The sequence below is a fragment of the Allokutzneria albata genome, from assembly GCF_900103775.1.
GTDB classification, from domain to species: domain Bacteria; phylum Actinomycetota; class Actinomycetes; order Mycobacteriales; family Pseudonocardiaceae; genus Allokutzneria; species Allokutzneria albata.
Genome location: NZ_LT629701.1, coordinates 4,189,069 through 4,214,476, shown reverse-complemented (window position 1 = coordinate 4,214,476; position 25,408 = coordinate 4,189,069). Strand labels below are relative to the sequence as shown.

Below are 25,408 nucleotides of genomic sequence, written 5' to 3'. Positions count from 1 at the left end.
GTGCGGACAACCTTGACTCGTCGCGCCCTCGTGCCCAGACTAGCTGGTGAAACGCGTTTGAAAGGTTTCATTTCGACGCGCGGAGGGAGACGGGCATGACCCAGGTGATCGGCGAGCGGGACGTCACGCTGACCCACGAGGACCTGGTGCTGCTGCGGCTGCTGGCCTCCGGCCTGCCGATCGAGTCCGTGGGGCGGCGGATGGAGCTGTCCGGGCGCACGGTGCGCAGGCGGACCAGGGCCGTGTGCGACCACCTCGGCGTTTCCACCCCGATCGAGGCCGTCGTGTGGGCCGCCCGCCGTCGCCTCGTCTGACCGCGCGGAGTCCGGGTCAGAGGTCGGGGAGGGGATCGGGGGGCATGGCGTAGTCGCCGGACAGCTCGGCGTCGGCGGCGCAGACCACGGCCACGTACTCGTCGTCGAACTCCATCACCAGGTCGCCCAGCGTGATCGTGGGGCCGGCCCCCGTCTCCACCGGGCCCAGCTCCGTCGCCCTCGGGTGCTCCGCCCACACCGACTCCGGCCGGTCGTGGCTGAACGGGCTGCAGGCCAGCACGACCACCTTGCGCTCGGTCACGGCGACGATCACCCCGAACGAACCGCCGTAGCGATCGGCCGACGCCATCGCGGGGAAGAGGTAGTGCAACGCCTCGTTCGGGGGCAGGAAAGCCCGGCAGCGCTGGCGGACGGCGGAGGACAACGGCATGCCGCACCTGTCTGGGTCGTAGGAGCCTGAGCCGAAGTGTCGCCGCTCTCCAGGCGAATCACAAGGACGTGGCCGACAGTGTCCCGACGGGGCCTAGCTCGTTCGAGTCGTTCTCCGGCGCGGAGGGTTTGCCCGCGCCGTGCGGTGCCGATGCGAACGGAGAGCCGAGGAGGTCGCCATGCGTCGAATCGCCGCCGCGCTGCTTGCCGTGCTCAGCCTCGCCGCGCCGACACCACCGCCGTCCACTCCGGACATCGTCGGGGGCACTCCGGCCAGCGCGGAGTCGCATCCGTGGTTGGTGGGGCTGCTCGACGTGAACGGGACCTTCTTCTGCGGCGGCACGTTGGTCAGTCCGCTGAAGGTGATCACGGCGGCGCACTGCATCGGCCGGAAGCGCCCGGCGGATCTCAAGGTCGTGCAGGGGCGCACGCAGATGGCGGGCAGTTCCGGCCGCGTGCTCAAGGTGGCCTCCGCCTGGCTGCACCCCGCGTTCCGCACGGTGATCGAGGGCGATGACATCGCGGTGCTGACGCTGGCGGAGCCCGCCTTCGTGATCCCGCTGACCCCGGCGACGCCGCAGGACGCGCTCGCGTACTGGCCGGGCCTGCCCGCGACGGTCTTCGGGTGGGGGCGGGTCTTCGAGTCCGGGCCGGTGTCCCCGGTGCTGCTCACTGTGGCCGTCCCGGTGGTGGACGACCTGACCTGCAAGGCGGCCTATCCCGTCTACAACCCGCAGAAGATGGTGTGCGCCGGGCGCCCGCAGGGCGGGGCGGACGCCTGCCAGGGCGACTCCGGCGGGCCGCTGGTCGTGGGCGACCGGTTGATCGGCGTGGTCTCGTGGGGCGAGGGCTGCGGGCTTCCCGGCAAGCCCGGGGTCTACGCGCGGGTCGCCGCCTACCAGCCGCTGTTGCAGCAGCAGTTGGCTTAGGACGTCGCTACCGAAGACCTGCTTGCAGGGTCGAGCGTCGCTACCGAAGACCTGCTTGCAGGGTCGAGCGTCGCTACCGAAGACCTGCTTGCAGGGTCGAGCGTCGCTACCGAAGACCTGCTTGCAGGGTCGAGCGTCGCTACCGAAGACCTGCTTGCAGGGTCGAGCGTCGCTACCGAAGACCTGCTTGCAGGGTCGAGCGTCGCTATCGTCGCCGGGTGTCCTCGCGTGAGCTCGTGGTGCTGGGAACCGCCAGTCAGGTACCGACCCGTCAGCGGGCGCAGAACGGCTACCTCCTGCGGTGGGACGGGACCGGTCTGCTGTTCGACCCCGGCGAGGGCACCCAGCGGCAGATGCTGCTCGCCGGTGTGGCGGCCAGCGAGATCGACCGGATCTGCCTGACCCACTTCCACGGCGACCACTGCCTCGGTGTGCCGGGGATCGTGCAGCGGCTGTCGCTGGACCGCGTCGCGCACCCGGTGCACGCGCACTACCCGGCTTCCGGGCGCGAGTACTTCCGGCGGCTGCGCAACGCGACGGCCTTCTACGAGGTGGCCGATCTGCGCGAGGAGCCGGTGCACGACGACGGGCCGGTCGCGACCGGGGACTTCGGCACGCTGACGGCGCGGCGGCTGGAGCATTCCGTGGAGTCCTTCGGCTACCGGCTCACCGAGCCCGACGGCCGGCGGATGCTGCCGGATCGCCTCGCCGCGGCGGGGATCACCGGGCGGTTCGTGCGCGAGGTGCAGCGCGCCGGGTTCGTCGAGGTGGACGGGCGGCGCGTGGACCTCGCCGACGTCAGCGAGGTGCGCCGGGGGCAGAGCTTCGCCTTCGTCATGGACACCAGGCTCTGCGACGGCGTGTTCGCCCTCGCCGACGGCGTGGACATGCTGGTGATCGAGTCGACCTTCCTGGCGTCCGAGGCGGAGCTGGCCCGGCACGTCGGCCACCTCACCGCGGGCGACGCCGGGCGGGTGGCCGCGGAGTGCGGGGTGCGCACCCTGGTGCTGACCCACTTCTCCCAGCGCTATACCGACCCCCGGTGCTTTTCCGAGGAGGCGGCCGCGGCCTTCGGCGGGGAAATCGTCGTGGCCGAGGACCTGAGCACGATACCGATGCCCAAGCGCCGGTGAACGTCCTTTGTCGGAGGTCCCTCCGCTTGGGGTCGTTGTTTTCGGCCGTGCCCATATCGTCTTGCCTTTTCGATTCGTTATCGCCTGCTTATCCGGGGTGCGCCGGACAGGGGTGTCCCGGATGCGTCATCGACGATATCTGGACGAAATTGTCCGGCCCTAGCATCGCGCCCCGTAGGTGTTGTGGCCGGACCGGGGGACGACAGCGTGGCCGTGAACCGTCGAACGAGGTGCGGTGTCCTCGCTCTTGTCGTAGGAGGCGTTGTGTGGGGCATCGGGTACGTGCTCAGCTCGTGGCGGCGTGGTGACGAGGCGCTGGTGGAGAGCCGCAGGCTGGCGGAACGCCAGGCGGTGGCCCAGGACCGGCTCGGCAGGGAGCTCGCCGAGATCAACGGCAGGGTGGCTGCCATTCAGAGACTCTTGGAAGACTCGGTCTAGATCGAACTATCGGAATCCGCGGACCCGCCTTTCGGTCGTGGCCGCCGCATCCGGTGCCCCGGCGCGGGCGCACACCCCTCGATGGTCAGGCGAAACAGCATCGTCGATGCGTTCGGAATATTGGATGTCGCGCAACGTCGAACCCCGGCCGCCGTTGGTGTGATATCGATAGAGCGAAGGCGCAATATGACGTTGTCGCGAGGGACGACGTGATGATGTCGTAAACGGAGAGTGACAGATCGCCCCGGAAGAGTGAGATGCCAGGCGCGGCATCGAAGTCTTCCGCTTCGGTCATGCGTGTGGGCGCGCATGGCGTCGTCACCACTTGTGTATCTGGGTTTCCCTGGAATCTGGGGGTTTCAATGGGCACCCGCTTTGCGTTCAGCATGCTCGGACCACTGGAGGTCCGCGCGGGCGGGATGGTGGTCCCGGTCAGCGGGCAGCGGCAGCGCACGGTGCTGGCCATGCTGCTGCTCGCACCCGGCCGGGTGGTCTCGGTCGACAGCCTCGTCAACGCGGTCTGGGAGGGCGCGCCTCCGGCCACCGGGCGCACGCAGATCGCCATCTGCGTGGCGGGCCTGCGCAAGGCCTTCCGCGCTGCGGGCTGCACCGATGACGTGATCATCACCAGCTCGCCGGGCTACAAGCTGCTCGCCGACGACCACGAGATCGACGCGGTGCGGTTCGAGCAGGAGTGCGCGGCCGCCGAGCAGGCCGCGCGCCAGGGCCTGGTCGAGCGGGCCGCAGACGGGATGCGGGAGGCGCTGGCGCTCTGGCGTGGCCAGGTGCTGGCCGGGGTCTCCGGGCGGGTGGTGGAGTCCGAGGCGGCGCGGCTGGAGGAACTGCGGCTGTCCGCCTACGAGCGGCACACCTCGCTGCGGCTGGAGCTGGGCCAGCACCGTGAGCTGATCGGCGAACTGACCGCGCTGGTGCACGACTACCCGTTGCGGGAGCAGGCGCGCGCGTGCCTGATGCTGGCGCAGTACCGCTCGGGCAGGCGGGCCGAGGCGCTGGAGACCTTCCGCGCGGGCAGGCGCCAGTTCATCGAGGAGTTCGGGATGGAGCCCGGGCCCGCGCTGCAGGGCCTGCACCGGGCGATCCTCAACGACGACGCCGACCTGGCGCTGACCGAGGGAACCCCGCGGCAGCCGGAACCGGCCGCGCGCGCGGTGCCCGCCCAGCTGCCGACCGCGGGCGCGCGGTTCACCGGGCGGACCGCCGAGATGTCCACTTTGGACGAACTGCTGGAGGGTGACGGTCCGGCTGTCGCCTTCATCACCGGGGCGGCCGGGATCGGCAAGACCGAGCTGGCGCTGCGCTGGGGAAGGCGCGTCGCCGAGCGGTTCCCGGACGGCCAGCTCTTCGTCGACCTGCGCGGCTACGACGGCGACGCCGACCCGGCGCGGCCGGAGGACGCCCTCGCGGGTTTCCTGCGCGCCTACGGGGTCGCCGACACGCAGATCCCGGCCGATCCCGGCGAGCGCTCGGCGCTCTACCGCAGCCTGCTCGACGGCAAGCGAACCCTGGTCGTGCTCGACAACGCGGCCTCCTTCGCGCAGGTGCGCCCGCTGCTGCCGGGCAGCGGCGACAACGTCGTGCTGGTGACCGGGCGGGACCAGATCGGCGAGCTGCTCGGCGAGCACTGCGCGCTGCGGCTGCGGCTGACTCCGCTCAGCCGGGCCGAGTCGGTGGAGCTGCTGGGCGCGGCGTCAGCTCGGGAGGGCGACCAGGACTCGGCCGGGCGGTTGGCCGATCTGTGCGGCGGGCTGCCCCTCGCGCTGAGCGTGTCCGCGGCGCGGCTGGTGGCCAAACCGCACTGGAGCCTGGCGCACCTGGTGCGGCTGGTCGAGGACGAGGACCGGCGGCTGGACGAGCTCAGCCCCGGTGGGCGCGGGGTGCGGTCCAGTCTCGACGCCAGTTATCGGCGGCTGTCGCCCGCGACGGCGACGCTGTACGCGCGGCTGGGCCTGCTGGACGTGCCGGACTTCGCGGCGTGGGTCGGCGCGGCCGTGCTCGACAGCGGGCTGGCCGAGGCGGAGTCGCTGATGGAGGAGCTGGTCGACGCGCAGCTGCTGGAGGTCTCCTCGGCGGCCGACTGCGCGACGCGCTACCGGTTCCACCCGCTTTTCCGTTGCCACGCCAAGGAAAAGGCCATGCTCTGGCAGGGCTCCGAAGAGTCCCTCGCGGCCTGCAGGCGCGCTTTCGACACCTGGGTGGCGCTGGCGACGACGGCGTTGGACCGGCAGCCGAGGGAGATTCGCGGCGGGCTCGACACGCGCGAGCATGTCGGTGACCCGGCCGCCTGGTTCGAGACCGAAAGGGCCTCGGTCGTCGCCGCGATCGAGCAGGCGCTGCGGATGGGCCTGGTGCTGCCCGCGCTGGACCTCGCGACGGCAGCATGGCAGCTGCTGGCCACCGAGAAGCCGATGCCGCTCACCCCGGTGCCGACGATCGCGTCGGCCGAGGACGGCGCGGTGCGATCGCGGGCCAGGGAGAAGCGGTGGATCACCAAGCTGATGGGCGAACTGGCCAGCTGAGAGGACGACAGGAATGACCAGCACTGCGTGGTTCCGCGGGTATCGGCCGGTCGCGCGGCCGCGGGTGCGGCTGGTGTGCTTCGCCCACGCGGGTGGTGGACCGAGCGCCTTCCGGTCCTGGCACGAGGGGCTGCCCGCCGACGTCGAGGTGCTCGCCGTGCGCTACCCCGGGCGGCAGGACCGGTTGACCGAGGAGTGCGTCGACCGGATGGAGCCGCTCGCGGACGCGATCGCCGGAGCGCTGACCCCGTTGCTGGACACGCCTTTGGTGTTCTTCGGGCACAGCATGGGCGCGTGGGTCGGCTACGAGGTCGCCCTGCGGCTGCGGGGGGAGCACGGGTTCTCCGTCGACCAGCTGCTCGTGTCCGGCCAGGTACCGCCGCACCGCAGGAAGCCTGGCGGTGAGGACCCGGGCACCGACGCGGTGATCGCGGAGGTGCGGCGGCTCGGCGGCTACGACGCGCAGCTGTTCGAGGACCCGGAGCTGCGCGAGCTGGTCCTGCCCGCGATCCTGGCCGACTTCTCCTTGGTGCGGACCTACGCGGGCGATCCGGCCGAGGTCGTCGACAGCCCGATCGTGGCCTACTTCGGCGAGCAGGACGAGGACGCGCCCGCCGAGGACATGCGGGCGTGGGCGGAGCGCACGACCGGGGACTGCGCCGGACGCAGCTTCCCCGGCGGGCACTTCTACCTGGCCGAGCACGAGGCGGAGCTGCTCCGCGAGATCTCCGCGAGGCTGGCGCCCGCGCACGCCTGATATGGACCCGATAAGGCGGGTTCCTACCGTGGCGGCATGCGCGTGCTGTTCTTGCCGATTCCCGGAATCGGGCACTCCTTTCCCACCGTCCCCCTGGCCTGGGCGTTGCGGGCGGCGGGGCACGAAGTGCTCTTCGGCACCGCCTACGCGGGCGTGGCCGTCGAGCGGGCCGGGCTGCCGGTCGTCGACATCGGCCTGGGGGTGGACCAGCCGGAGGTCTTCGCCGAGCTGGAGCGGCGGTATCCGGAACTGAGTGCGAAGATGCGCGGCGACGACGGCGCCGGGCTCACCGACATGCTCGAGGCGGTTCCGGTGTTCGCCGGGATCACCGAGCAGATCACGTATCCGGTGACCGACCTGGCCGAGGCGTGGCGGCCGGACATCATCGTGCACGGCGCGCTGCACGGGGCCGCGTTGATCGCCGCGGCCAAGCTCGGCGTGCCTTCCGTGGACCTCGGTGACGGCTTCGGCCGGACCGCCGAGGTGCCGGAAGCCATGTACGACAGGCTTTCCCACGTCTTCGCCGAGCACGGGGCGCCGGGTCTGCCCGAGGTGCGGCTCAAGATCGACGTGGCACCACCGAGCATGGTCGGCGGGGCCTCGGAGGGCTGGCCGATGCGGTACGTGCCGTTCAACGGCGGCGCGGTGGTGCCGGACTGGCTGCCGCCCAACGCTGTTGACCCGCAACGGCCGCGGATCGGCGTCACGCTCGGGTCGGTCGCCGTGCACCTCGGCGGGCTCGGCCCGGTCGCGGCCGTCCTGAAGGCGGCGGGCGATCTGGACGCGGAGTTCGTGCTGGCCCTGGGAGACGTGGACACGGAGTCGCTCGGCCCGATCCCGCCGAACGTCAGGATCGCCGGCTGGGTGCCGCTTTCCGCGCTGCTGCCGACCTGCACCGCCCTGGTCCACCACGGCGGCGGGGGCACCACGCTGACCGCGCTGCACACCGGCGTGACGCAGATCGTGTTGCCGGGCGGCGGTGACGGCAACATCAACGGCGAGGCGGTGGACAAGCGCGGCGCCGGCCTGTTCGTCCGCCCGGAGGCGGTGGACACCGCGATGCTGGAGCGCGTCGTCACCGATGAGAAGATGCGCACGGCCGCCGCCGAGGTCCGCGCGGAGATCACCGCCATGCCCACCCCGGCCGACATCGTCACCCGGCTCGAATCCCTCATCGCCTGATATCGGGGAAATAAAGGGGATTCCTACGCTCGAAGCGTGACTTCAGCCATCCGCGCCGAGGCGTCGGCGCCGCGCATCGGCGGAGGCGCTGCGAGGACCGTCCGGCACGTCGTGGCGCTCAGCCGCCGCAACCTGCTCCAGCTGTGGGCCGAGCCGCTGCGGTTGGTGGACGCCACCGTCATGCCGATGGTGCTGTCGCTGATCTTCCTGTACCTCTTCGGCGGCGCGATCGGCAAGGGGCAGGGCGACTACGCGCTCTACCTGATGCCCGGGATGATGGTGGAGGCCATCGCCTTCGCCTCGCGCGCCACCGGGATCGGGCTGAACCTGGACTTCGCCACCGGGATCATGGACCGCTTCCACGCGATGCCGATCACGCGTTCCGCCGTGCTGGGCGGGCGGATCACCGCCGACGTGGTGCGGATGGCCGTCGCGCTGGCGGTGATGTTCGCCTTCGCGTTGCTGGTGGGGTTCCGGGTGCGCACCGGGCCGGTCGAGGTGCTCGCCGCGGTCCTGCTGCTGCTGGCCTTCGGATCGGCGCTGTGCTGGGTCTCGGCCTACGTCGGCCTGCTGGTGCGCAGCCCTCAGGCGGTCGGCAGCGTGGGCTTCCTGTGGATGATCCCGTTGCAGTTCGGCAGTTCCATGTTCGTCTCACCGGTGACGATGCCCGGCTGGCTCCAGGCGTTCGCCGCGATCAACCCGGTCACCTCGGTCTGCGACGCGGCGCGCGGCCTGCTCACCGGTGGCCCCGTCGCACAGCCCGTGCTGCTGTCACTGGCCTGGATCGTCGGCCTCACCGCGGTGTTCGCGCCGCTGGCCGTGCGCAGGTACACCCGCAGAAGCTGAGCACCGCCCCCTGGGGAGTCCATTGTGGAGAGTGGGAATCGATGAGCAGCAAGGAACGTCCTTTGGTCGTCGTCCTCGGCGCCTCCGGTTTCGTCGGCACCGCGGTCACCCGCCAGTTCGTCGGCCGCGACGTGCGGCTGCGGCTGGTCGCACGGCGGCGGATCATCGCGCCCACCGGCTGTCGCGCTGAGGTGGAGACGCTGGCCGGCGACCTCACCCAGCCCGGCGCGGTGGCCGCCGCCGTCGCCGGGGCGGACGTGGTGATCCACCTCGCCGCGCACATCGCGGGCTCGTCGACCTGGCGTGTCGCGGAGGGCGACAGTTCGGCGAAGCGGGTCAACCTCGGGGTGATGCACGAGGTCGTCGCGGCATTGCGCGGACGGCAGGAGCCGCCCGTGGTGGTGTTCGCCGGATCCATCTCCCAACTGGGCGAGCCGCGCGGGCCGCTGATCACCGGTCGCGAGCCGGACGAGCCGGTGACCGAGTACGACCGGCACAAGCTCGCCGCCGAGCGGGCGTTGAGCGAGGCCACCGCCGCCGGCCTCGTCCGCGGCGTCACGCTGCGGCTGCCCACCCTGTACGGCCAGGGAATCGGACCGTCCTCTTTGGAGCGTGGAGTGCTCGCGGCGATGATGCGGCGGGCGTTCGCCGGTCAGCCGTTGACGATGTGGCACGACGGTTCTGTCGCCAGGGACCTGTTGTGCGTTGACGACGCGGCGCGGGCCTTCGTGGCCGCCGTGGACCACGCGGACGCCCTTGCCGGACGAGCGTGGCTGATCGGGACGTGCCTGGCAACGCCGATGGGGGAGGCGTTCCACGCGGTGGCCGAGCTCGTCGCGGAGGTCACCGGCGATCCCGTGGTCCCGGTCGTCCAGGTGGAGCCTGAGCACGCGGTCACCACCGACCTGCTCGATTTCGTCGTCGGCTCCACCGAGTTCGGTGAGGTCACCGGGTGGGCGCCGCGCGTTGTGCTGAGGGAGGCGTTGCGCGGGGCGGCCGAGACCATGCTCGCCGAGCGCGCTCCCGCGCCTGTCGCGGTCCGCTAGGGGCTTCGTGCGTCTGACCCCGGCGGGTCGTGGGGGTCGAACGCGGTGATACGGCAGCAATAACGCGGCCTCGTAGGTTGCGATCGGCAGAGCCAGGACGTGCTAGGAGCCAGCGGGATGGATGAACAGCTGTCGGCGGAACAGCGGCACCGGATGCTCGTCGAGTGGAACGACACCGCCCGCGACGCGCCGGTGGAGTCGCTGACCCGCCTGTTCGAACGGCACGCACGACAGACCCCGGATCGCCCCGCCGTGTTGTGCGGTCAGGTCCGGCTGACCTACGGCGAGCTGAACGCCCGCGCCAACCGGCTGGCGCGGCATCTCGCCGGACTGGGCGCCGGGCCGGAGTCGCTGGTCGCGATCGCGCTGCCGCGTTCGGAGCGCACCGTGGTGGCGATCCTCGCGGTGCTCAAGGCCGGAGCGGCCTACCTGCCGATCGACCCCGGGTATCCCAGGGACCGCGTGGCCTTCATGGTTTCCGACGCCCGGCCGGAGATCGTGATCACCGACAGCACCGCAGAAGACCTGCTCGCGGGGTCGGGCATCAGTACGGTGGGCGTGCTCCCCGGACATGTGCTGCTGCTGGACGATCCTGTGGTCGAGCAGGCCATTTCCGCTTGTGAAGCAACGGATCTCGCGGTCGAGGTCGATCCGGCCAATCCCGCCTATGTCATCTACACCTCGGGTTCGACCGGAACGCCGAAGGCGGCGGTGATCGAGCGGCGGTCGCTGGACGACCACCTGCTCACCGCCTGCGCCGAACATCCCGCCGTGCAGGGCGTGTCCATCTGGCACACCTCCGTGTCCTTCGCCCACACCGTGCAGCAGTTGTTCCCGCCGCTCGCCGTCGGCGGTTGTGTGCGGATCGCGAGCCTGGAGCCGGGCGTGTCCGACGCGGACATCGCGTGCACCTTCCTCAAGGCCACGCCGAGCCACCTGCCGCTGCTGGAAGAACTGCCCGGGAACTTCTCACCGACGCAGGAGCTGATGCTGTGCGGTGAGGCGCTGCTGAGCGAGGCCGTCGACCAGTGGCGGCGGGCGCACCCGGAGATCAGGGTCGTCGGCGGCTACGGTCCGACCGAGGTCACCCTGCACTGCGCCGAGTTCGTGATGCAGCCCGGGGACGAGACACCGTCCGGGGTCGTACCGTTGGGCCGGGTGATGCCCAACTCCCAGGTCTACGTGCTGGACGCGCAGCTGCGGCCGGTTCAGCCAGGCGTCGCGGGGGAGCTCTACCTCAGCGGGTCCGGGGTGGCGCGCGGCTACTACCGGCGGCCGGGGTTGTCCTCGGAACGCTTTGTGGCCAACCCTTTCGGCGCTCCGGGGAGCCGGATGTACCGCACCGGCGACGTGGCGCGCTGGCGGGAGGACGGCATCCTGGAGTTCGGCGGGCGCGTCGACAACCAGGCCAGCGTTCGCGGTTTCCGGATCGAGCTGGACGAGGTCGCGGCCGCGGCGGTCTCCCACCCGGATGTGGCCTACGCGGTCGCGGTCGTGCGGGAGGACCGGCCCGGTGACAAGCGGATCGTCTGCTACGTCGTCGCGGCGGGCGAACCGGTCGACAGGCGCGTGCTGCGCGAGCACATGAGCGAGTGGCTGCCGGAGTTCATGCGGCCCTCGCTGATCGTCGAGCTGGACGCGCTTCCGCTGAACCCCAACGGGAAGGTCGACCGCCGGGCGTTGCCGGCTCCGGAGCTCACCGCCGACGGGCGCGCCCCGGAGACCGACGACGAGAGGGTCCTCTGTGGACTGGTCGCGGATGTGCTCGGACTGCCCTCGGTCGGTGTGGACGACGACTTCTTCGAGCTGGGCGGGCATTCCCTGCTGGCGGTGCGCCTGCTCGGCCGGATCAGGTCGGCGTTCGGCGTGGAGCTGTCCCTGAGCACTGTCTTCGAGTCGCCCACGGTCGAGAAGCTGTTGTGGTGCTTCGACACCGCCGCGGGTGCGCGACCCCCGCTGGTCGCCGCCGAGCGCCCGGAGCTGGTCCCGCTGTCGTCGGTGCAGCGGCGGTTGTGGTTCATCGACCAGTTCGAGGGGCCGAGCCCGAACTACAACGTCGTCTGGGCGACGAAACTCTCCGGGCGGGTCGACCGTGCTGTCCTGGACGCGGCCTTGATCGACGTCGTCGAGCGGCACGAGGCGCTTCGCACGGTGTTCTTCGAGCACGAAGGCGCTCCCTACCAGCGAGTACTGCCATCGGCCCCAGTTCTGTCCACTATGGACTTCAGTGCGGACGCGCTGGCTGAGGCGGCACGGCACACCTTCGACCTCAGCGCTGACCTCCCGGTGCGAGCGACGCTGTTCTCCTCGTCGGAGACCGACCACGTCCTGCTCCTTGTCGTGCACCACATCGCGGCTGACGGCGGTTCGCTGATGCCGTTGACGCGCGACCTCTCCGCGGCGTACGCGGCCCGGATCGACGGGAAGGCCCCCGACTGGGAGCCGCATCCGGTGCAGTACGCGGACTTCGCGTTGTGGCAGAACGAACTGCTGGCCGCCGAGGAAGAGACCCAGATCGAGTTCTGGAAGCGGACCCTCGCCGGATCGCCGGAGCTGCTGGAGCTGCCGCTGGACCGCCCGCGCCCGGCCGAGCCGAGCTTCCGCGGCGACCGCGTTCCGTTCTCGGTGGACGCGCGCCTGCACGAACGGCTGGCCGGGCTCGCCAGGGAGACCGGCACCACGATGTTCATGATCGTGCACGCCGCGTTGGCCGCCCTGCTGACCAGGATGGGCGCGGGCACCGACATCCCGCTGGGCACCGCATCGGCCGGGCGCGTGGACGCGGCGTTGGAGAACCTGGTCGGCTTCTTCGCCAACACCCTGGTGCTGCGCGTGGACACCTCCGGCGAACCGGGCTTCCGCGACCTGCTCGGCCGGGTCCGCGCGACCGATCTCGCGGCCTACGCCCACCAGGACGTGCCGTTCGAGCGCCTGGTCGAGGTGACCAACCCGACCCGGTCCCTGGCCCACACCCCCCTGTTCCAGATCATGCTGACCTACGAGGACGGCGTCGGCTCCCGGGTCGAGCTGCCTGGAGTGTCCACTTCGGACTACCCGATGGGCGCCGGGGTGGCCAGGTTCGACCTGTCCTTCTTCGTCTGGGAGAACCCGGCGGGGGCCGGGATCGACGGCTACCTGGAGTACGCGACCGACCTGTTCGACCGGTCGACGGCCGAGCGGCTGGTGTCCTTCCTGGTGCGGCTGCTCGATGCCGCGATCACCGACCCGGAGAAGCCGATCGGGCGACTGGACCTGCTTTCCGAGGCCGACCGGAACATGCTCGTGGTGGCGTGCAACGACACCGCGGCCGACGTTCCCGAAGCCCTGCTCACCGACATGATCGCCGCGCAGGTCCGCCGCGTCCCGGACGCCATCGCGGTGGTGTGCGGGGACGACAGCCTCACCTACGCGGAGCTCGACGCCCGTGCCAACCGGCTCGCGAGGTGGTTGGTGCGCAAGGGGGTCGGGCCGGAGCGGTTCGTCGGTGTGGCGCTGCCGAAGTCGACCGAGACCGTGGTCGCGCTGCTCGCGGTGCTCAAGGCGGGCGCCGCCTACCTCACCGTGGACCTGGCCTACCCGGCCGAGCGGATCGCGTACATGCTCGACGACGCGGCCCCGGTGCTCGTGCTGACCCGTTCCGAACTCGCCGACCGAGTCCCGGCGGAAAACCTCGTGCTGCTGGATGAACTGGACCTGAGCGAGGTGCCGGACCACGAGGTGAGCACACAGCTCGCGATGCGCAACCCGGCGTTCATCATCTACACCTCCGGCTCCACCGGGCGCCCCAAGGGAGTCGTGGTCGAGCACCACTCGATCAACCACTACCTGGCGTGGAGCCGTCAGCTGTACACGGAGGTGCGCGGCCGGGCACTGGTGCACTCGTCGCTGTCGTTCGACCTGACCGTCACGGGTGTCTACGCGCCGCTGACCGCGGGCGGGTGTGTTCAGCTGATCGAGCTGGACGACGACGGGAGCGCCGACGACGTGGCGCGGCCGACGTTCGTCAAGGCGACGCCGAGCCACCTGCCGATGCTGATCAACCTTCCCGACCGGTTCTCCCCGACCGACCAGCTCGTCCTCGGCGGCGAACCGCTGCTGGGCGAGGTGCTGGACGAGTGGCGCGCGCGCAACCCCGCGGCCACGGTGTTCAACGAGTACGGCCCCACCGAGACCACCGTCGGCTGCATGGAATACGTGATCAAGCCGGGCGACCGCGTGGTTCCCGGAGTGCTCTCGCTCGGCAAGCCCGCCTGGAACACGCAGATGTACGTGCTGGACGGCAACCTCAACCCCGCGCCGGTGGGTGTCGCGGGGGAGCTGTACATCGCGGGTGATCTGGTGACCCGTGGCTACCACAACCGGCAGGGCCTCACCGCGGAACGCTTTGTCGCCAACCCGTTCGGGCCACCGGGGTCGCGGATGTACCGCTCGGGCGACCTGGGCCGTCGCCGCGGGGACGGGCAGCTGGAGTTCATCGCCCGCGTCGACGACCAGGTCAAGGTGCGCGGCTACCGCATCGAGCTGGGCGAGATCGAGGCCGTGCTCGGCCAGGCCCCCGGCGTCGGCGGTGTCGCGGTGATCGTCCGCGAGGACCGTCCCGGCGACAAGCGCCTGGTCGCCTACGTGGTGCCGGACGGGACGCCGGACGTGGAGGCGCTGCGCGCGCGGTGTGCGGAGTACCTGCCGGAGTACATGGTGCCGTCCGCTTTCCTCACGCTGGACGCGTTGCCGCTGACCCCGAACCGCAAGCTCGATCGCAAGGCGTTGCCCGCGCCGGAGTACGGCGAGCCCACGAGCGGCCGGGCACCCGCGACGCCGCAGGAGAAGATCCTCTGCGAGCTGTTCGCCGAGATGCTCGGCGTCCCCTCGGTCGGTGTCGACGACAGCTTCTTCGCCCTCGGCGGGCATTCCCTGCTCGCGGTGCGACTGCTCAGCCGCATTCGTGCCGCGTTCGGTACCGACCTTTCGCTGCGCGAGTTGTTCGAGGCGCCCACCGTCACCGCCGTCGCCGCAGCCGTCACCGCGAACCCTGTCGAGAAGGCCCGGCCGGCCCTGCGCCGCATGCCGAGGCCGGAGGAGGTCTCGTGATCCCCCTGTCCTTCGCGCAGCAGAGGCTGTGGTTCCTGCACCGCCTCGAAGGCCCGAGCGCCACCTACAACGTGCCGCTCGCGGTGCGGCTGTCCGGTGCGCTCGACCTCGACGCGCTGCGGGAGGCCTTCGGTGACGTGGTGGGACGGCACGAGTCGTTGCGCACCTGCTTCCCGGAGGTCGACGGCGAGCCCCGGCAGCACGTCCTGCCCTCGTCCCGCCCTGATTTGTCCATTGTGGACACCTCTGAGGGTGAGCTTCCGGGCGCGATCACCGAGACCACGAACAAGACCTTCGACCTCACCGCCGAGGTGCCGCTGCGCATCACGCTCTTCCGCCTCGGCGATGACGAGCACGTCCTGCTGGTCGTGACGCACCACGTGATCTCCGATGGTTGGTCGACTCGGCCGCTGCTGCGCGACCTGTCCACCGCCTATGACGCTCGGTGTTCCGGTGGTAGTCCAGAGTGGACAGATCTGCCGGTGCAGTACGCGGACTATGCGATGTGGCAGCGGGAAGTCCTCGGCAGCGAGGACGATCCGGACAGCCTCATCAGCCGTCAGCTCGCCTACTGGACCGAAGCCCTTCGGGGTGCACCGGAACTGGTGGAGCTGCCGACGAGCAAGCCCCGCCCCGCCGTCGCGACGTATCGCGGTAACAAGGTCCGGGTGCGGCTCGACGCACCGCTGGCTGAGCTTGCCCGGGAGACGTCGACGACCCCGTTCATGGTGCTGCAGGCCGCCGTCGCCACACTGCTGACCCGGGTCGGGGCGGGCACCGACATCCCGGTCGGCACGGTCGTCGCGGGACGCACGGAGGAAGATCTCGAAGACCTGGTCGGGTTCTTCGTCAACACCGTGGTGTTGCGGACGAACACCGCCGGGGACCCGACGTTCCGGGAGCTGCTGGCGCGGGTCCGCAGCGCCGACCTCGACGCGTTCTCCCACCAGGACGTGCCGTTCGACCGCGTGGTGGAGGCGGTCAACCCGGCCCGCAGCCTCGGGCACCACCCGCTGTTCCAGGTCGCTCTCGCGTTGCAGAACGCGGACGCGGACGGCGTCGCGCTGCGCGGTCTGCGCGCTGAGGTGCTGCCGACCGACCTGATCGGCATCGCGAAGTTCGACCTGTCGTTCAGCTTGCAGGAAACCGCTTCCGGCGTCGTCGGAACGCTGGAGTACGCGGAGGACCTGTTCGACCGCGCCGCGGCCGAGGCCCTGGCGGCCCGGTTCGTGCGCCTGTCCGAGGCTCTGGTGTCCAATCCGGACAGCCGGATCGGTGAGGTGGATCTGCTTGCCGAGGAGGAAAGGCAGCAGATCCTCGCGGGGTGGAACGACACCGCGCGGCCGTTGCCCGGTGGCGACATCGCTTCGCTGTTCGAAGCCCAGGCGCGGCTCACCCCGGACGCGGGCGCCCTGGTCTTCGGTGCTGACACGGTCTCCTACGCGGAGCTGAACGCACGAGCCAACCGGCTGGCGCACCGCTTAGCGGGCCTCGGTGTGGGACCGGAGGTTGCGGTCGGTCTGCTGGCGGCGCGGTCGATCGATCTCGTCGTGGCGATGCTCGCGGTGGTGAAGGCGGGCGGCGTCTACGTTCCGCTGCACCCGAGCTACCCGGCGTCCAGGATGGCCTGGGCCATGCGGGAAACACGGGCGACGGTGTTGCTCACCGACCTGGCGATGGCCGACCGGAGCTTCGAGCACGACGCCACGGTGGTGGTGTTCGACGCGGAACCGCTCGACGACTACCCCGACACCGACCTGTCCGTGCGGCCGCACGGGGAGAACCTCGCTTACGTCATGTACACGTCGGGTTCGACCGGGACGCCGAAGGGTGTCGCGGTCACCCACGCCGACGTGATCGCGCTCGCCGCCGACCAGCGGTGGCAGGGCGAGTCGCAGCGCAGGGTCCTGCTGCACTCCTCGCACGCCTTCGACGCGGCGACGTACGAGATCTGGGCGCCGTTGCTGGCGGGGAACCAGGTGGTGATCGCGCCGGACGGCGACATCGACGTCCGAGTGCTGACCGAGGTCCTGCGCGCGCACGAGGTCACGTGCGTCTTCCTCACCACCGCGCTGTTCAACCTTGTGGCAGAGGAGAATCCGGCCGCGTTCTCGACCGTGCACCAGGTGTGGCACGGCGGTGAAGCGGTGTCGCCGAGCGCTGTGCAGCGAGTGCTGGACCACTGCCCGGACACGCGGGTGGTGCACGTCTACGGACCGACTGAGACCACGACCTTCGCGACGTGCTTCCCAACGCAGGCGCCGTATCGCGTCGAGGGCACCGTGCCGATCGGCCGTGCGATGGACAACCTCCGCGCATACGTGCTGGACGACGCGTTGCGGCTCGTGCCGGCCGGCGTGCCCGGTGAGCTTTACCTGGCCGGAGATGGGCTCGCGCGTGGTTATGTGGGACAGCCCGGGTTGACCGCCGAGCGGTTCGTCGCGTGCCCGTTCGGCGGCCGGATGTACCGCACCGGCGATGTGGTGCGGTGGAACTCCGACGGGCAGATCGAGTTCGTGGGCCGTGCGGATCACCAGGTGAAGGTGCGTGGTTTCCGGATCGAACTCGGTGAGATCGAGGCCGTGCTGTCGGCGCATTCCTCGGTGGCGCAGGTGACTGTGATGGTGCGCGACGACCGCTTGGTGGCCTACGTGGTCCCCAAGGCTTCGACTGCCGGATTGCGGGAGTACCTGGCGCGGAACCTGCCGGACTACATGGTGCCGAGCGCCCTCGTGGTCCTGGACGCGTTGCCGCTCAACAGCAACGGGAAGATCGACCGCAAGGCGCTGCCCGACCCCGACCTCACCGGTACCACGGGCCGGGCACCGCGCACGGCGCGCGAGGAGATCCTTTGTGGACTGTTCGCTCGTCTCCTCGGCGTGGATCGGGTCTGTGTCGAGGACAACTTCTTCGACCTCGGCGGGCATTCGCTGCTCGCCTCGCGCCTGGTCAGCCGGGCCCGCGCGGAGCTGGGCGTCGAGCTGGGCATCCGTGACCTCTTCGAGGCGCCCACCGTGGCGCAGCTGGCCGAACGGCTCGCTTCGGTCGAGCGGGCGCGACCCGAGCTGCGGCCCGCGGGGGAGCACGACCAGCTGTCGTTCGCGCAGCAACGCCTGTGGTTCCTGCACGAACTCGACGGTCCGAGCCCGACCTACAACGTGCCGTTGGTGCTGCGGATGGTCGGACGGCTCGATGTGGACGCGCTGACGGGTGCTCTCGGCGACGTCGTCGAGCGCCACGAGCCGCTGCGAACCGTCTTCCACCAGGTCGACGGAACTCCGCGGCGTCGCGTGCTCGACTGGACGCCGAGCATCGCCGTTCGCCGCGTCGACGACGTAGAGGGCGCCCTGCGCCAGGAAGCGCGTCGCCCCTTCGATCTCGGTGCCGAGATCCCTCTGCGCGCCGGGCTGTTCTCCACTGGTGCGAACGAGCACGCACTGCTTCTTCTCATGCACCACATCGCCACCGATGGCTGGTCGCACGGGCCTCTGTGTCGAGACCTGTCGGAGGCGTACACGGCCCGGCTGGCCGGGAACGCACCGGACTGGGCTCCGCTTCCGGTCTCCTACGCGGATTACGCGGCGTGGCAGCGGGATCTGCTCGTCAGCGAGGAGAAGACGCAGCTCGACTTCTGGCGCGAGGCGTTGGCCGGACTGCCCGAGCTGATCGAACTGCCGACCGACCGGCCTCGTCCCGCGGTCGCATCGCACCACGGCGACGCCGTCTCCTTCGACCTCAGCCCGGAGTTGCACGGGCGGATCGTTGCTCTGGCGCGCCAGCACGGCGTCACCGTCTTCATGGTGGTTCGCGCCGCGTTGGCCGCCTTGTTGTCCCGCCTGGGTGCTGGGACCGACATCGCGTTTGGAGCGCCGGTCGCGGGTCGTTCGGACGAGGTGCTGGACGGGCTGGTCGGGTTCTTCGTCAACACACTGGTGCTGCGGACGGACCTGTCGGGCGATCCGTCCTTTGTGGACCTGTTGGCGCGGGTGCGGGAGACCGACCTCGCTGCCATGGCGCATCAGGACGTGCCGTTCGAGCGCCTGGTCGAGCTGCTGAACCCGGATCGCTCGCTCGCCCACCATCCGCTGTTCCAGGTCGCCCTGACCGTGAACCGGGACATCGCGGGTCAGATCGAGATGCCCGGTCTCGCCGTCACCGCCGAGGACATGTCCATCGGTGTGGCGAAGATGGACCTGGTCGTCGACGTGATCGAGTCCTATTCCGCCTCCGGTGCGGCGACGGGGGCGCGGGCGACGGTGCAGTACGCCGTCGATCTCTTCGACCGCGCCACCGTTGAGGCCCTGGTCGACCGCTTCACCCGGCTGCTCACCACGGTGACCGCCGACCCCGCTGCCCGGATCGGCTCGATCGACGTGCTGACCGGTGCCGAGCGCGACCGGCTCGTGGTGGAGTACAACGCCACCGACCGGCCCGTCGCGGCCGCCCCTTTCCCCGAGCTGTTCGAGGCCCGGGTGCGCCGTGACCCGGACGCGGTCGCGGTGCGGGCCGAGAGCGGCCCGGTCAGCTACGCGGAGCTGTCCGCCCGCGCCAACCGGCTGGCCCGCCTGCTGATCTCCCAGGGGGTCGGGCCGGAGAGCATCGTCGCCCTCGCCCTTCCCCGGTCGGTGGACATCGTCGTCGCCGAGCTCGCCGTGCTCACCGCCGGTGCCGCCTACCTGCCCGTCGACCCGGCCTATCCCGCCGCTCGGATCGAGTTCATGCTCTCCGACGCCCGCCCGGTCCTGGTGCTGACACTGGCGGAGGTGGCGGGAGATCTCCCCGAGGCGCGGCTGATCGTGCTGGACGATCCCGCGATCATGTCCACCGTGGACGCAATGCCGGACGCGCCCGTCACGGACGCCGACCGGCGCGCTCCGCTGAGCGTGGCGCACGCGGCCTATGTGATCTACACGTCGGGTTCGACCGGAAAACCGAAGGGCGTCGTGGTGTCCCACCTCGGCCTCGCTTCCTTCGCCGCGGCCGAGGCCGACCGTTTCGACGTGCGACCGGGCGACCGGGTCCTGCAGTTCTCCTCGCCGAGCTTCGACGCCTCCGTCCTGGAGCTGTGCATGGCCTTGCCCAGTGGCGCCGCGTTGGTGGTCCCGCCGCGCGGCCCCCTCGCCGGAGAGGAACTGGCCCGGGTGCTGCGCGAGTGCTCCGTCACGCACGCGCTGATCCCGCCCGCCGCGCTGGCGACCGTGCCGCACGAGGACCTTCCCGAGTTCCGCACGCTGGTCGTCGGTGGTGACGCGTGCCCCACCGAGCTGGTCGAACGGTGGGCGCCGGGCCGCCGCATGATCAACGCCTACGGTCCCACCGAGTCCACCGTGGTCGGAACGTGGAGCGGGCCGCTGACTCCCACCGGCTCCGCACCGCCGATCGGCCGCCCGATCTGGAACACCCGCGCCTACGTCCTCGACGCCGTGCTGCGCCCGGTTCCGCCCGGTGTCGCCGGCGAGTTGTACGTGGCCGGTGTCGGTTTGGCACGGGGGTATTCGGGGCGGCCGGGGTTGACCGCGGAGAGGTTCGTGGCGTGCCCGTTCGGTGGGCGCATGTACCGCACGGGCGATCTGGTGCGGTGGAACGCCGACGGTGAGCTCGAGTTCGTGGGTCGCGCCGACCATCAGGTGAAGGTGCGGGGTTTCCGCATCGAGTTGGGCGAGATCGAGTCTGTGCTCGCCGCCGATGAGAGCGCCGCCCAGGTCACGGTGATCGTGCGTGAGGACCGTCCTGGGGATCGGCGTCTGGTGGCTTATGTGGTCCCGAAGGCCAACGTCCCGAACGTGGCGTTGCGGGAGCGGGCGGAGAGGCTTCTGCCGGACTACATGGTGCCCTCGGCGTTCGTGGTTCTCGACGCGCTGCCGGTGACCCCGAACGGCAAGGTCGACGTCAAAGCGTTGCCCGCCCCGGACGTCGAGGTCTCCGGTGCACGGTCCCGCAGCCCGCGTGAGGAGTTGCTGTGCGCGCTGTTCGCCGAAGTCCTCGGCGTGGATCGGGTCGGCGTCGATGACAACTTCTTCCATCTCGGTGGGCACTCACTGCTGGCGACGCAGCTGATCAGCCGCATCCGCACCGTGTTCGGTGTCGAACTACCCGTGCGGGCTCTCTTCGAGGGCGGGACCGTCGCGCGGCTGGCCGAGCGCGTCGACGGCGCCGACTCCGCCCGCGCCGCGCTCGTGCCACAGCCCCGTCCCGCACAGCCTCCGCTGTCCTTCGGGCAGGGACGGTTGTGGTTCCTCTACAAGCTGGAGGGTGCGAGCTCCACCTTCAACGTTCCCCTGGTGTTCCGGCTCTCCGGTGACCTCGACCCCGACACGTTGCGCGCCGCGGTCACGGATGTGGTTCACCGCCACGAAACCCTCCGCACGGTGTTCCCGGACGACTACCAGCTGGTGATCGACGACGTTGAAGTGCCGTTCGCGGTCACCGACGTCACCGAGGACGAGCTCCTGGACACCGTGCGCGCCGCGGCCGAGCACCCCTTCGAGCTGTCCGAGGACGTTCCGATCCGCGTCGCCGTGTTCCGGCTCGGTTCGCACGAGCACGTCCTCTTGCTGCTGGTGCACCACATCGCCGCTGACGGTGTTTCGATCGGCCCGCTCTACGACGACCTCGCGACCGCCTACGCGGCACGCCGAGCCGGAGGCGCACCGGAGTGGGCACCGCTCAAGGTGTCCTATGTGGACTACGCGTTGTGGCAGCGCGAGCTGCTCGGCACCGAGGACGAGCCGGGCAGCGTGATCGGCGCACAGCTCGATTTCTGGCGTGAAGCGTTGGCCGGGCTGCCCGAGCTGGTCGAGCTGCCGACGGACCGGCTCAGACCCGCCGTGGCGTCCTACCGAGGCGCCGACCTCTCCTTCGAGATGAGCGAGGAGCTGCACCGGGCTGTCCACGCTTTGGGCCGCAGGCACGGGGTCACGGCGTTCATGGTCGTGCGTGCCGCACTCGTGGCGCTGCTGTCCCGCATGGGTGCCGGGACCGACATCGCCATCGGCGCCCCGATCGCCGGTCGCTCCGACGAGGCTCTTGACGGCCTGGTCGGCTTCTTCGTCAACACCCTCGTGCTGCGCACCGACGTCTCCGGCGATCCGTCCTTCGTCGACCTGTTGGAGCGGGTCAGGGAGTCCGATCTCGCGGCCTACGCGAACCAGGACGTTCCGTTCGAGCGCCTGGTCGAGGTGCTGAACCCGGACCGCTCGCTCGCGCACCACCCGCTGTTCCAGATCAGCATGAACTTCCAGAGCGATGCTGAGTCGTTCTGCGCGCTGGACGGGCTCGACGTCGAACCGATCGACATCGGCGTCGGAACGTCCAAACTGGACTTGCAGTTCGGCCTGCGTGAGTCGTACTCCTCCGACGGAACGCCCGCAGGCGTGCGCGTCAACGTGCAGTACGCGGCCGACCTCTTCGACCACAGCACGGTCGAGGCGCTGTCCGCGCGTCTGCTGCGCATGCTCGAAGCGGTTGTGGGCGACCCGTCGCAGCGGATCAGCGCCGTGGAGGTGCTGTCCGACGACGAACGGACCCGGCTGCTGACGGAGTGCAACGCCACCGATCGCGATGTGACCGCGGCGGTCATTCCCGAGCTGTTCGCCCGTCGTGTCGCGGAGAACCCGGACGCTCCGGCGGTCGTGTTCGAGCGGGAGACCGTCTCCTATGGACAGCTCGACGCCAGGGCGAACCAGCTTGCCCGGCACCTCGCGAGCCAGGGAGTCGGCCCGGAAACCATTGTGGGCGTGGCACTTCCGCGCTCGGTGGAACTGGTCGTCGCGGTGCTCGCGGTGCACAAGGCGGGCGGCGCGTACGTGCCGATCGACCCCGACTACCCGGCGGACCGCATCGAGTACATGATCAACGATGCCGGGCCGGTCGGGGTGATCACGACGCCGGAGCTGGCGCGGCGGCTGCCGGAGGGCACCACCGTGTTCGAGGCCGGCGGAGTGGACGACCTGCCCTCGCACGAGCTGGACCGACCCGGCCTGACCGTTGACTCCCCGGCGTGGGTGATCTACACGTCCGGATCGACGGGACGGCCCAAGGGCGTCGTGGTGTCGCATCGCGGGCTGGCCGCTCTGTCGGCGACCCAGGTGGAGAACTTCCGCGTGGGACCGGGAAGCCGGGTTCTGCAGTTCGCCTCGCCGAGTTTCGACGCGGCAGGGTGGGAGCTGTGCATGGCGCTGCTGTCCGGTGCGTGCCTGGTCCTGGCCCCCGCCGAACGCCTCCAGCCCGGGGAGCCGCTGGCGGAGGTGATCCGCGAGCAGGGCGTCACTCACGTGACGTTGCCCCCGGTGGCGCTGGGCGTCATGCAGGAGCTGCCGAAGGGGCTGACCCTGGTGGTGGCGGGTGAAGCGTGCCCGCCGGAGCTGGTCGGCCGGTGGTCGGTGGATCGCCGGATGATCAACGCCTACGGCCCGACCGAGACGACGGTGTGCGCGACGATGAGCGCGCCGTTGTCGGGGACGGTGGTTCCGCCGATCGGCCGCCCGAACGTGAACGCCAAGGTCTACGTGCTCGACGGGCGCCTCCGGCCGGTTCCACCGGGAGTCACCGGCGAGCTGTACGTGACCGGTGATTGTTTGGCGCGGGGATACCTCAACCGTCCCGGACTGACGGCCGAGCGCTTCGTGGCTTGCCCGTTCGGTGGGCGGATGTACCGCACTGGTGACCTCGTGCGGTGGAACTCCGCAGGACAGTTGGAGTTCGTGGGCCGCGCTGACCACCAGGTGAAGGTGCGCGGTTTCCGCATCGAGCTCGGCGAGATCGAGGCCGTCCTCACCACCCGGGTCTCCCAGGCCATTGTGATCGTGCGCGAGGACCGTCCCGGGGACCGCCGCATCGTGGCTTACGTGGTCGGTGATGCGACCGGTTTGCGCGAGCACGCCGAGAGCCAGTTGCCGGACTACATGGTGCCGTCTGCGTTCGTGGTTCTGGACGCCCTGCCGGTCACGCCCAACGGCAAGATCGACGTGAAGGCATTGCCCGCTCCGGCCGCCGAGGTCACGGGGGCGAGGGCGCGCAGTCCGCGTGAAGAGCTGCTGTGCACGCTGTTCGCTGAAGTCCTTGGTGTCGGCGAGGTCGGTGCCGATCAGGACTTCTTCGCGCTCGGCGGGGACAGCATCCTCTGCATCGAACTGGCCACCTCAGCGCGCCGCGCCGGGCTGGCCTTCACCGTCCGCGACATCTTCCAGCACCGCACGCCCGAAGCCCTCGCGCTGGTCGCGACCGGGGACGACACCGCGCCTGTCGCGCAGGACGACGACAGCGGCGAGTTCGCCCCCGTTCCGATCATGGAGTGGATGCGGGAGCTGGGCGATCCCTTCGAGGGCTACAACCAGTCTGTCGCCGTGCGGACGCCGAAGACCGCGAGCGTCGACGACCTGGCGAAGGCACTGCGCACGGTGGTCGACCACCACGGTGCACTGCGGATGTGTCTGTCCACAAGGGACGCGAGATGGAGCTTCACGATCGCGCCGCCCGGACAGCCCGACGATCTCCTGAGGAGGGTCGACGTCGCCGGGCTGACCGACGAGGAGTTCACCGCCGTCGCGAACGAGGAGGGCGAGGCCGCGAGACTGCGGCTGGCCCCTGCCGAGGGCGTGCTGCTCCAGGCGGTGTGGTTCGACTTCGGTCCCGACGTGGCCGGACGCCTCTTGCTGGTCGTGCACCACCTCGCCGTCGACGGTGTCTCGTGGCGCATCTTGTTGCCGGACTTGGCTTCCGCGTGGCGAGCCGTCGTCGCGGGTCGAACGCCGTCGCTCGACCCCGTGGTCACCTCGGTCCCGTCCTGGTCGCGCAGGATCGCCGAGCAGGCCCAACAGCGTGCCACCGAGCTGGACCTGTGGCGCTCGGCCCTGGAACGCCCGGAGCTGCTGCTCGGCAGCCGCGCGCTCGACCCGAAGCTCGACACCGTTGGCACCGTTCGCTGCCTGACCACTGAGCTGTCCACTGAGGACACTTCGGCGTTGCTGACCACGGTGCCCGCTGCCTTCCACGCGGGCATCAACGACGTCCTGCTCACGGGTGTCGCGTTGGCGCTCGGGCACTGGCGGGGTGGCAACAGCGAGGTCGTGCTCAACCTGGAGGGACACGGCCGTGAGGACGTCGTCCCGGGCGCGGACCTGTCCCGCACGGTCGGATGGTTCACCAGCCTCTACCCGGTCCGGCTCGACCCCGGCGCCGCGGACTGGGCCGAGGTCCGGGCGGGTGGTCCCGTCGTGGGCCGGGCTCTCAAGTCGGCCAAGGAGCAGCTGCGGGCCTTGCCGGACAACGGGATCGGCTTCGGCATGCTGCGCTACCTCAACCCCGAGACCGCGCGGGTGCTCGCGCCGCTGCCCGTTCCGCAGGTGGCGTTCAACTACCTCGGCCGCTTCGGTGGCTCCTCCGGCGGGCGCGGCAAGCCCGTCGACTGGACCCAGGTCGACGACGTCCCGACGCCCCGGGCCCGGGACCTCGACCAGGCGGTCTCGCACACGCTGGAGATCAACGCGGCTGCGGTGGACCACGCCGACGGGCCCCGGCTGCGGGTGACCTGGTCGTGGGCGGGGGAGCTGCTGTCCGAAGTGGACGTCGCCAGGCTGGCGGAGGCGTGGTTGGAGGCCCTGCGCGGTCTGGTGCGGCACGCCGAGGACCCGGCGGCGGGCGGCCTCACACCGTCCGACCTCTCGTTCGGCCTCGACCAGGACGAGATCGACGAGCTCGAAGCGGAATTGGGGATTCTGGAGTGAAGCGGCCAACAGGGAATCGATCAG

12 protein-coding genes are annotated in these 25,408 nt (G+C 70.5%); 11 read left to right on the top strand and 1 reads right to left on the bottom strand.

Features of this window, described 5'->3' with window-relative positions; translation table 11 throughout:
• Positions 1-95: 95 nt before the first annotated feature.
• Entirely contained in the window at positions 96-314 is a 219-nt protein-coding gene (locus BLT28_RS18540) for a LuxR C-terminal-related transcriptional regulator (protein ID WP_030431019.1), read from the top strand.
• Between the two features lie 16 nt (positions 315-330).
• On the opposite strand, the gene BLT28_RS18535 is transcribed toward BLT28_RS18540, so the two are convergent.
• Positions 331-705 (bottom strand): hypothetical protein, encoded by a 375-nt coding sequence (locus tag BLT28_RS18535; RefSeq protein ID WP_030431020.1) that lies wholly within the window; start codon positions 703-705, stop codon positions 331-333.
• Between the two features lie 178 nt (positions 706-883).
• Here BLT28_RS18535 and BLT28_RS18530 point away from each other — a divergent pair, with 178 nt between their 5' ends.
• The 10 genes from BLT28_RS18530 (at position 884) to BLT28_RS18495 (ending at position 25,384) form a co-directional block, all read left to right on the top strand.
• Positions 884-1,633, top strand: a complete 750-nt coding sequence (locus BLT28_RS18530) for a S1 family peptidase (protein ID WP_030431021.1) — start codon at positions 884-886, stop codon at positions 1,631-1,633.
• Positions 1,634-1,851: 218 nt separating this feature from the next.
• The gene (locus tag BLT28_RS18525) at positions 1,852-2,766 is read left to right on the top strand and encodes a ribonuclease Z (protein WP_083383763.1); all 915 of its coding nucleotides are present in this window, start codon (positions 1,852-1,854) and stop codon (positions 2,764-2,766) included.
• Positions 2,767-3,030: 264 nt separating this feature from the next.
• On the top strand, positions 3,031-3,204 hold the full coding sequence (locus BLT28_RS40275) for a hypothetical protein (RefSeq protein ID WP_156051186.1): 174 nt from the start codon (positions 3,031-3,033) through the stop codon (positions 3,202-3,204).
• A gap of 362 nt (positions 3,205-3,566) precedes the next feature.
• A complete protein-coding gene (locus tag BLT28_RS18520) occupies positions 3,567-5,741 on the top strand; it encodes an AfsR/SARP family transcriptional regulator (RefSeq protein ID WP_052407602.1) in 2,175 nt (724 codons plus the stop codon).
• Positions 5,742-5,754: 13 nt separating this feature from the next.
• Positions 5,755-6,498: a thioesterase II family protein gene (locus BLT28_RS18515; RefSeq protein WP_030431024.1), complete on the top strand. Its 744-nt coding sequence runs from the start codon at positions 5,755-5,757 to the stop codon at positions 6,496-6,498.
• A gap of 36 nt (positions 6,499-6,534) precedes the next feature.
• Complete coding sequence (locus BLT28_RS18510) at positions 6,535-7,680, top strand: nucleotide disphospho-sugar-binding domain-containing protein (RefSeq protein ID WP_030431025.1); 1,146 nt, start codon at positions 6,535-6,537, stop codon at positions 7,678-7,680.
• A gap of 36 nt (positions 7,681-7,716) precedes the next feature.
• Positions 7,717-8,526 (top strand): ABC transporter permease, encoded by an 810-nt coding sequence (locus BLT28_RS18505; RefSeq protein WP_030431026.1) that lies wholly within the window; start codon positions 7,717-7,719, stop codon positions 8,524-8,526.
• Positions 8,527-8,567: 41 nt separating this feature from the next.
• Positions 8,568-9,572 (top strand): NAD-dependent epimerase/dehydratase family protein, encoded by a 1,005-nt coding sequence (locus BLT28_RS18500; RefSeq protein WP_043812463.1) that lies wholly within the window; start codon positions 8,568-8,570, stop codon positions 9,570-9,572.
• Between the two features lie 117 nt (positions 9,573-9,689).
• Positions 9,690-14,660 (top strand): non-ribosomal peptide synthetase, encoded by a 4,971-nt coding sequence (locus BLT28_RS40270; protein ID WP_156051188.1) that lies wholly within the window; start codon positions 9,690-9,692, stop codon positions 14,658-14,660.
• Positions 14,657-25,384, top strand: a complete 10,728-nt coding sequence (locus tag BLT28_RS18495; protein WP_156051189.1) for a non-ribosomal peptide synthetase — start codon at positions 14,657-14,659, stop codon at positions 25,382-25,384. The genes BLT28_RS40270 and BLT28_RS18495 overlap by 4 nt, the downstream gene beginning before the upstream one ends.
• The last annotated feature ends 24 nt before the right edge of the window (positions 25,385-25,408 follow it).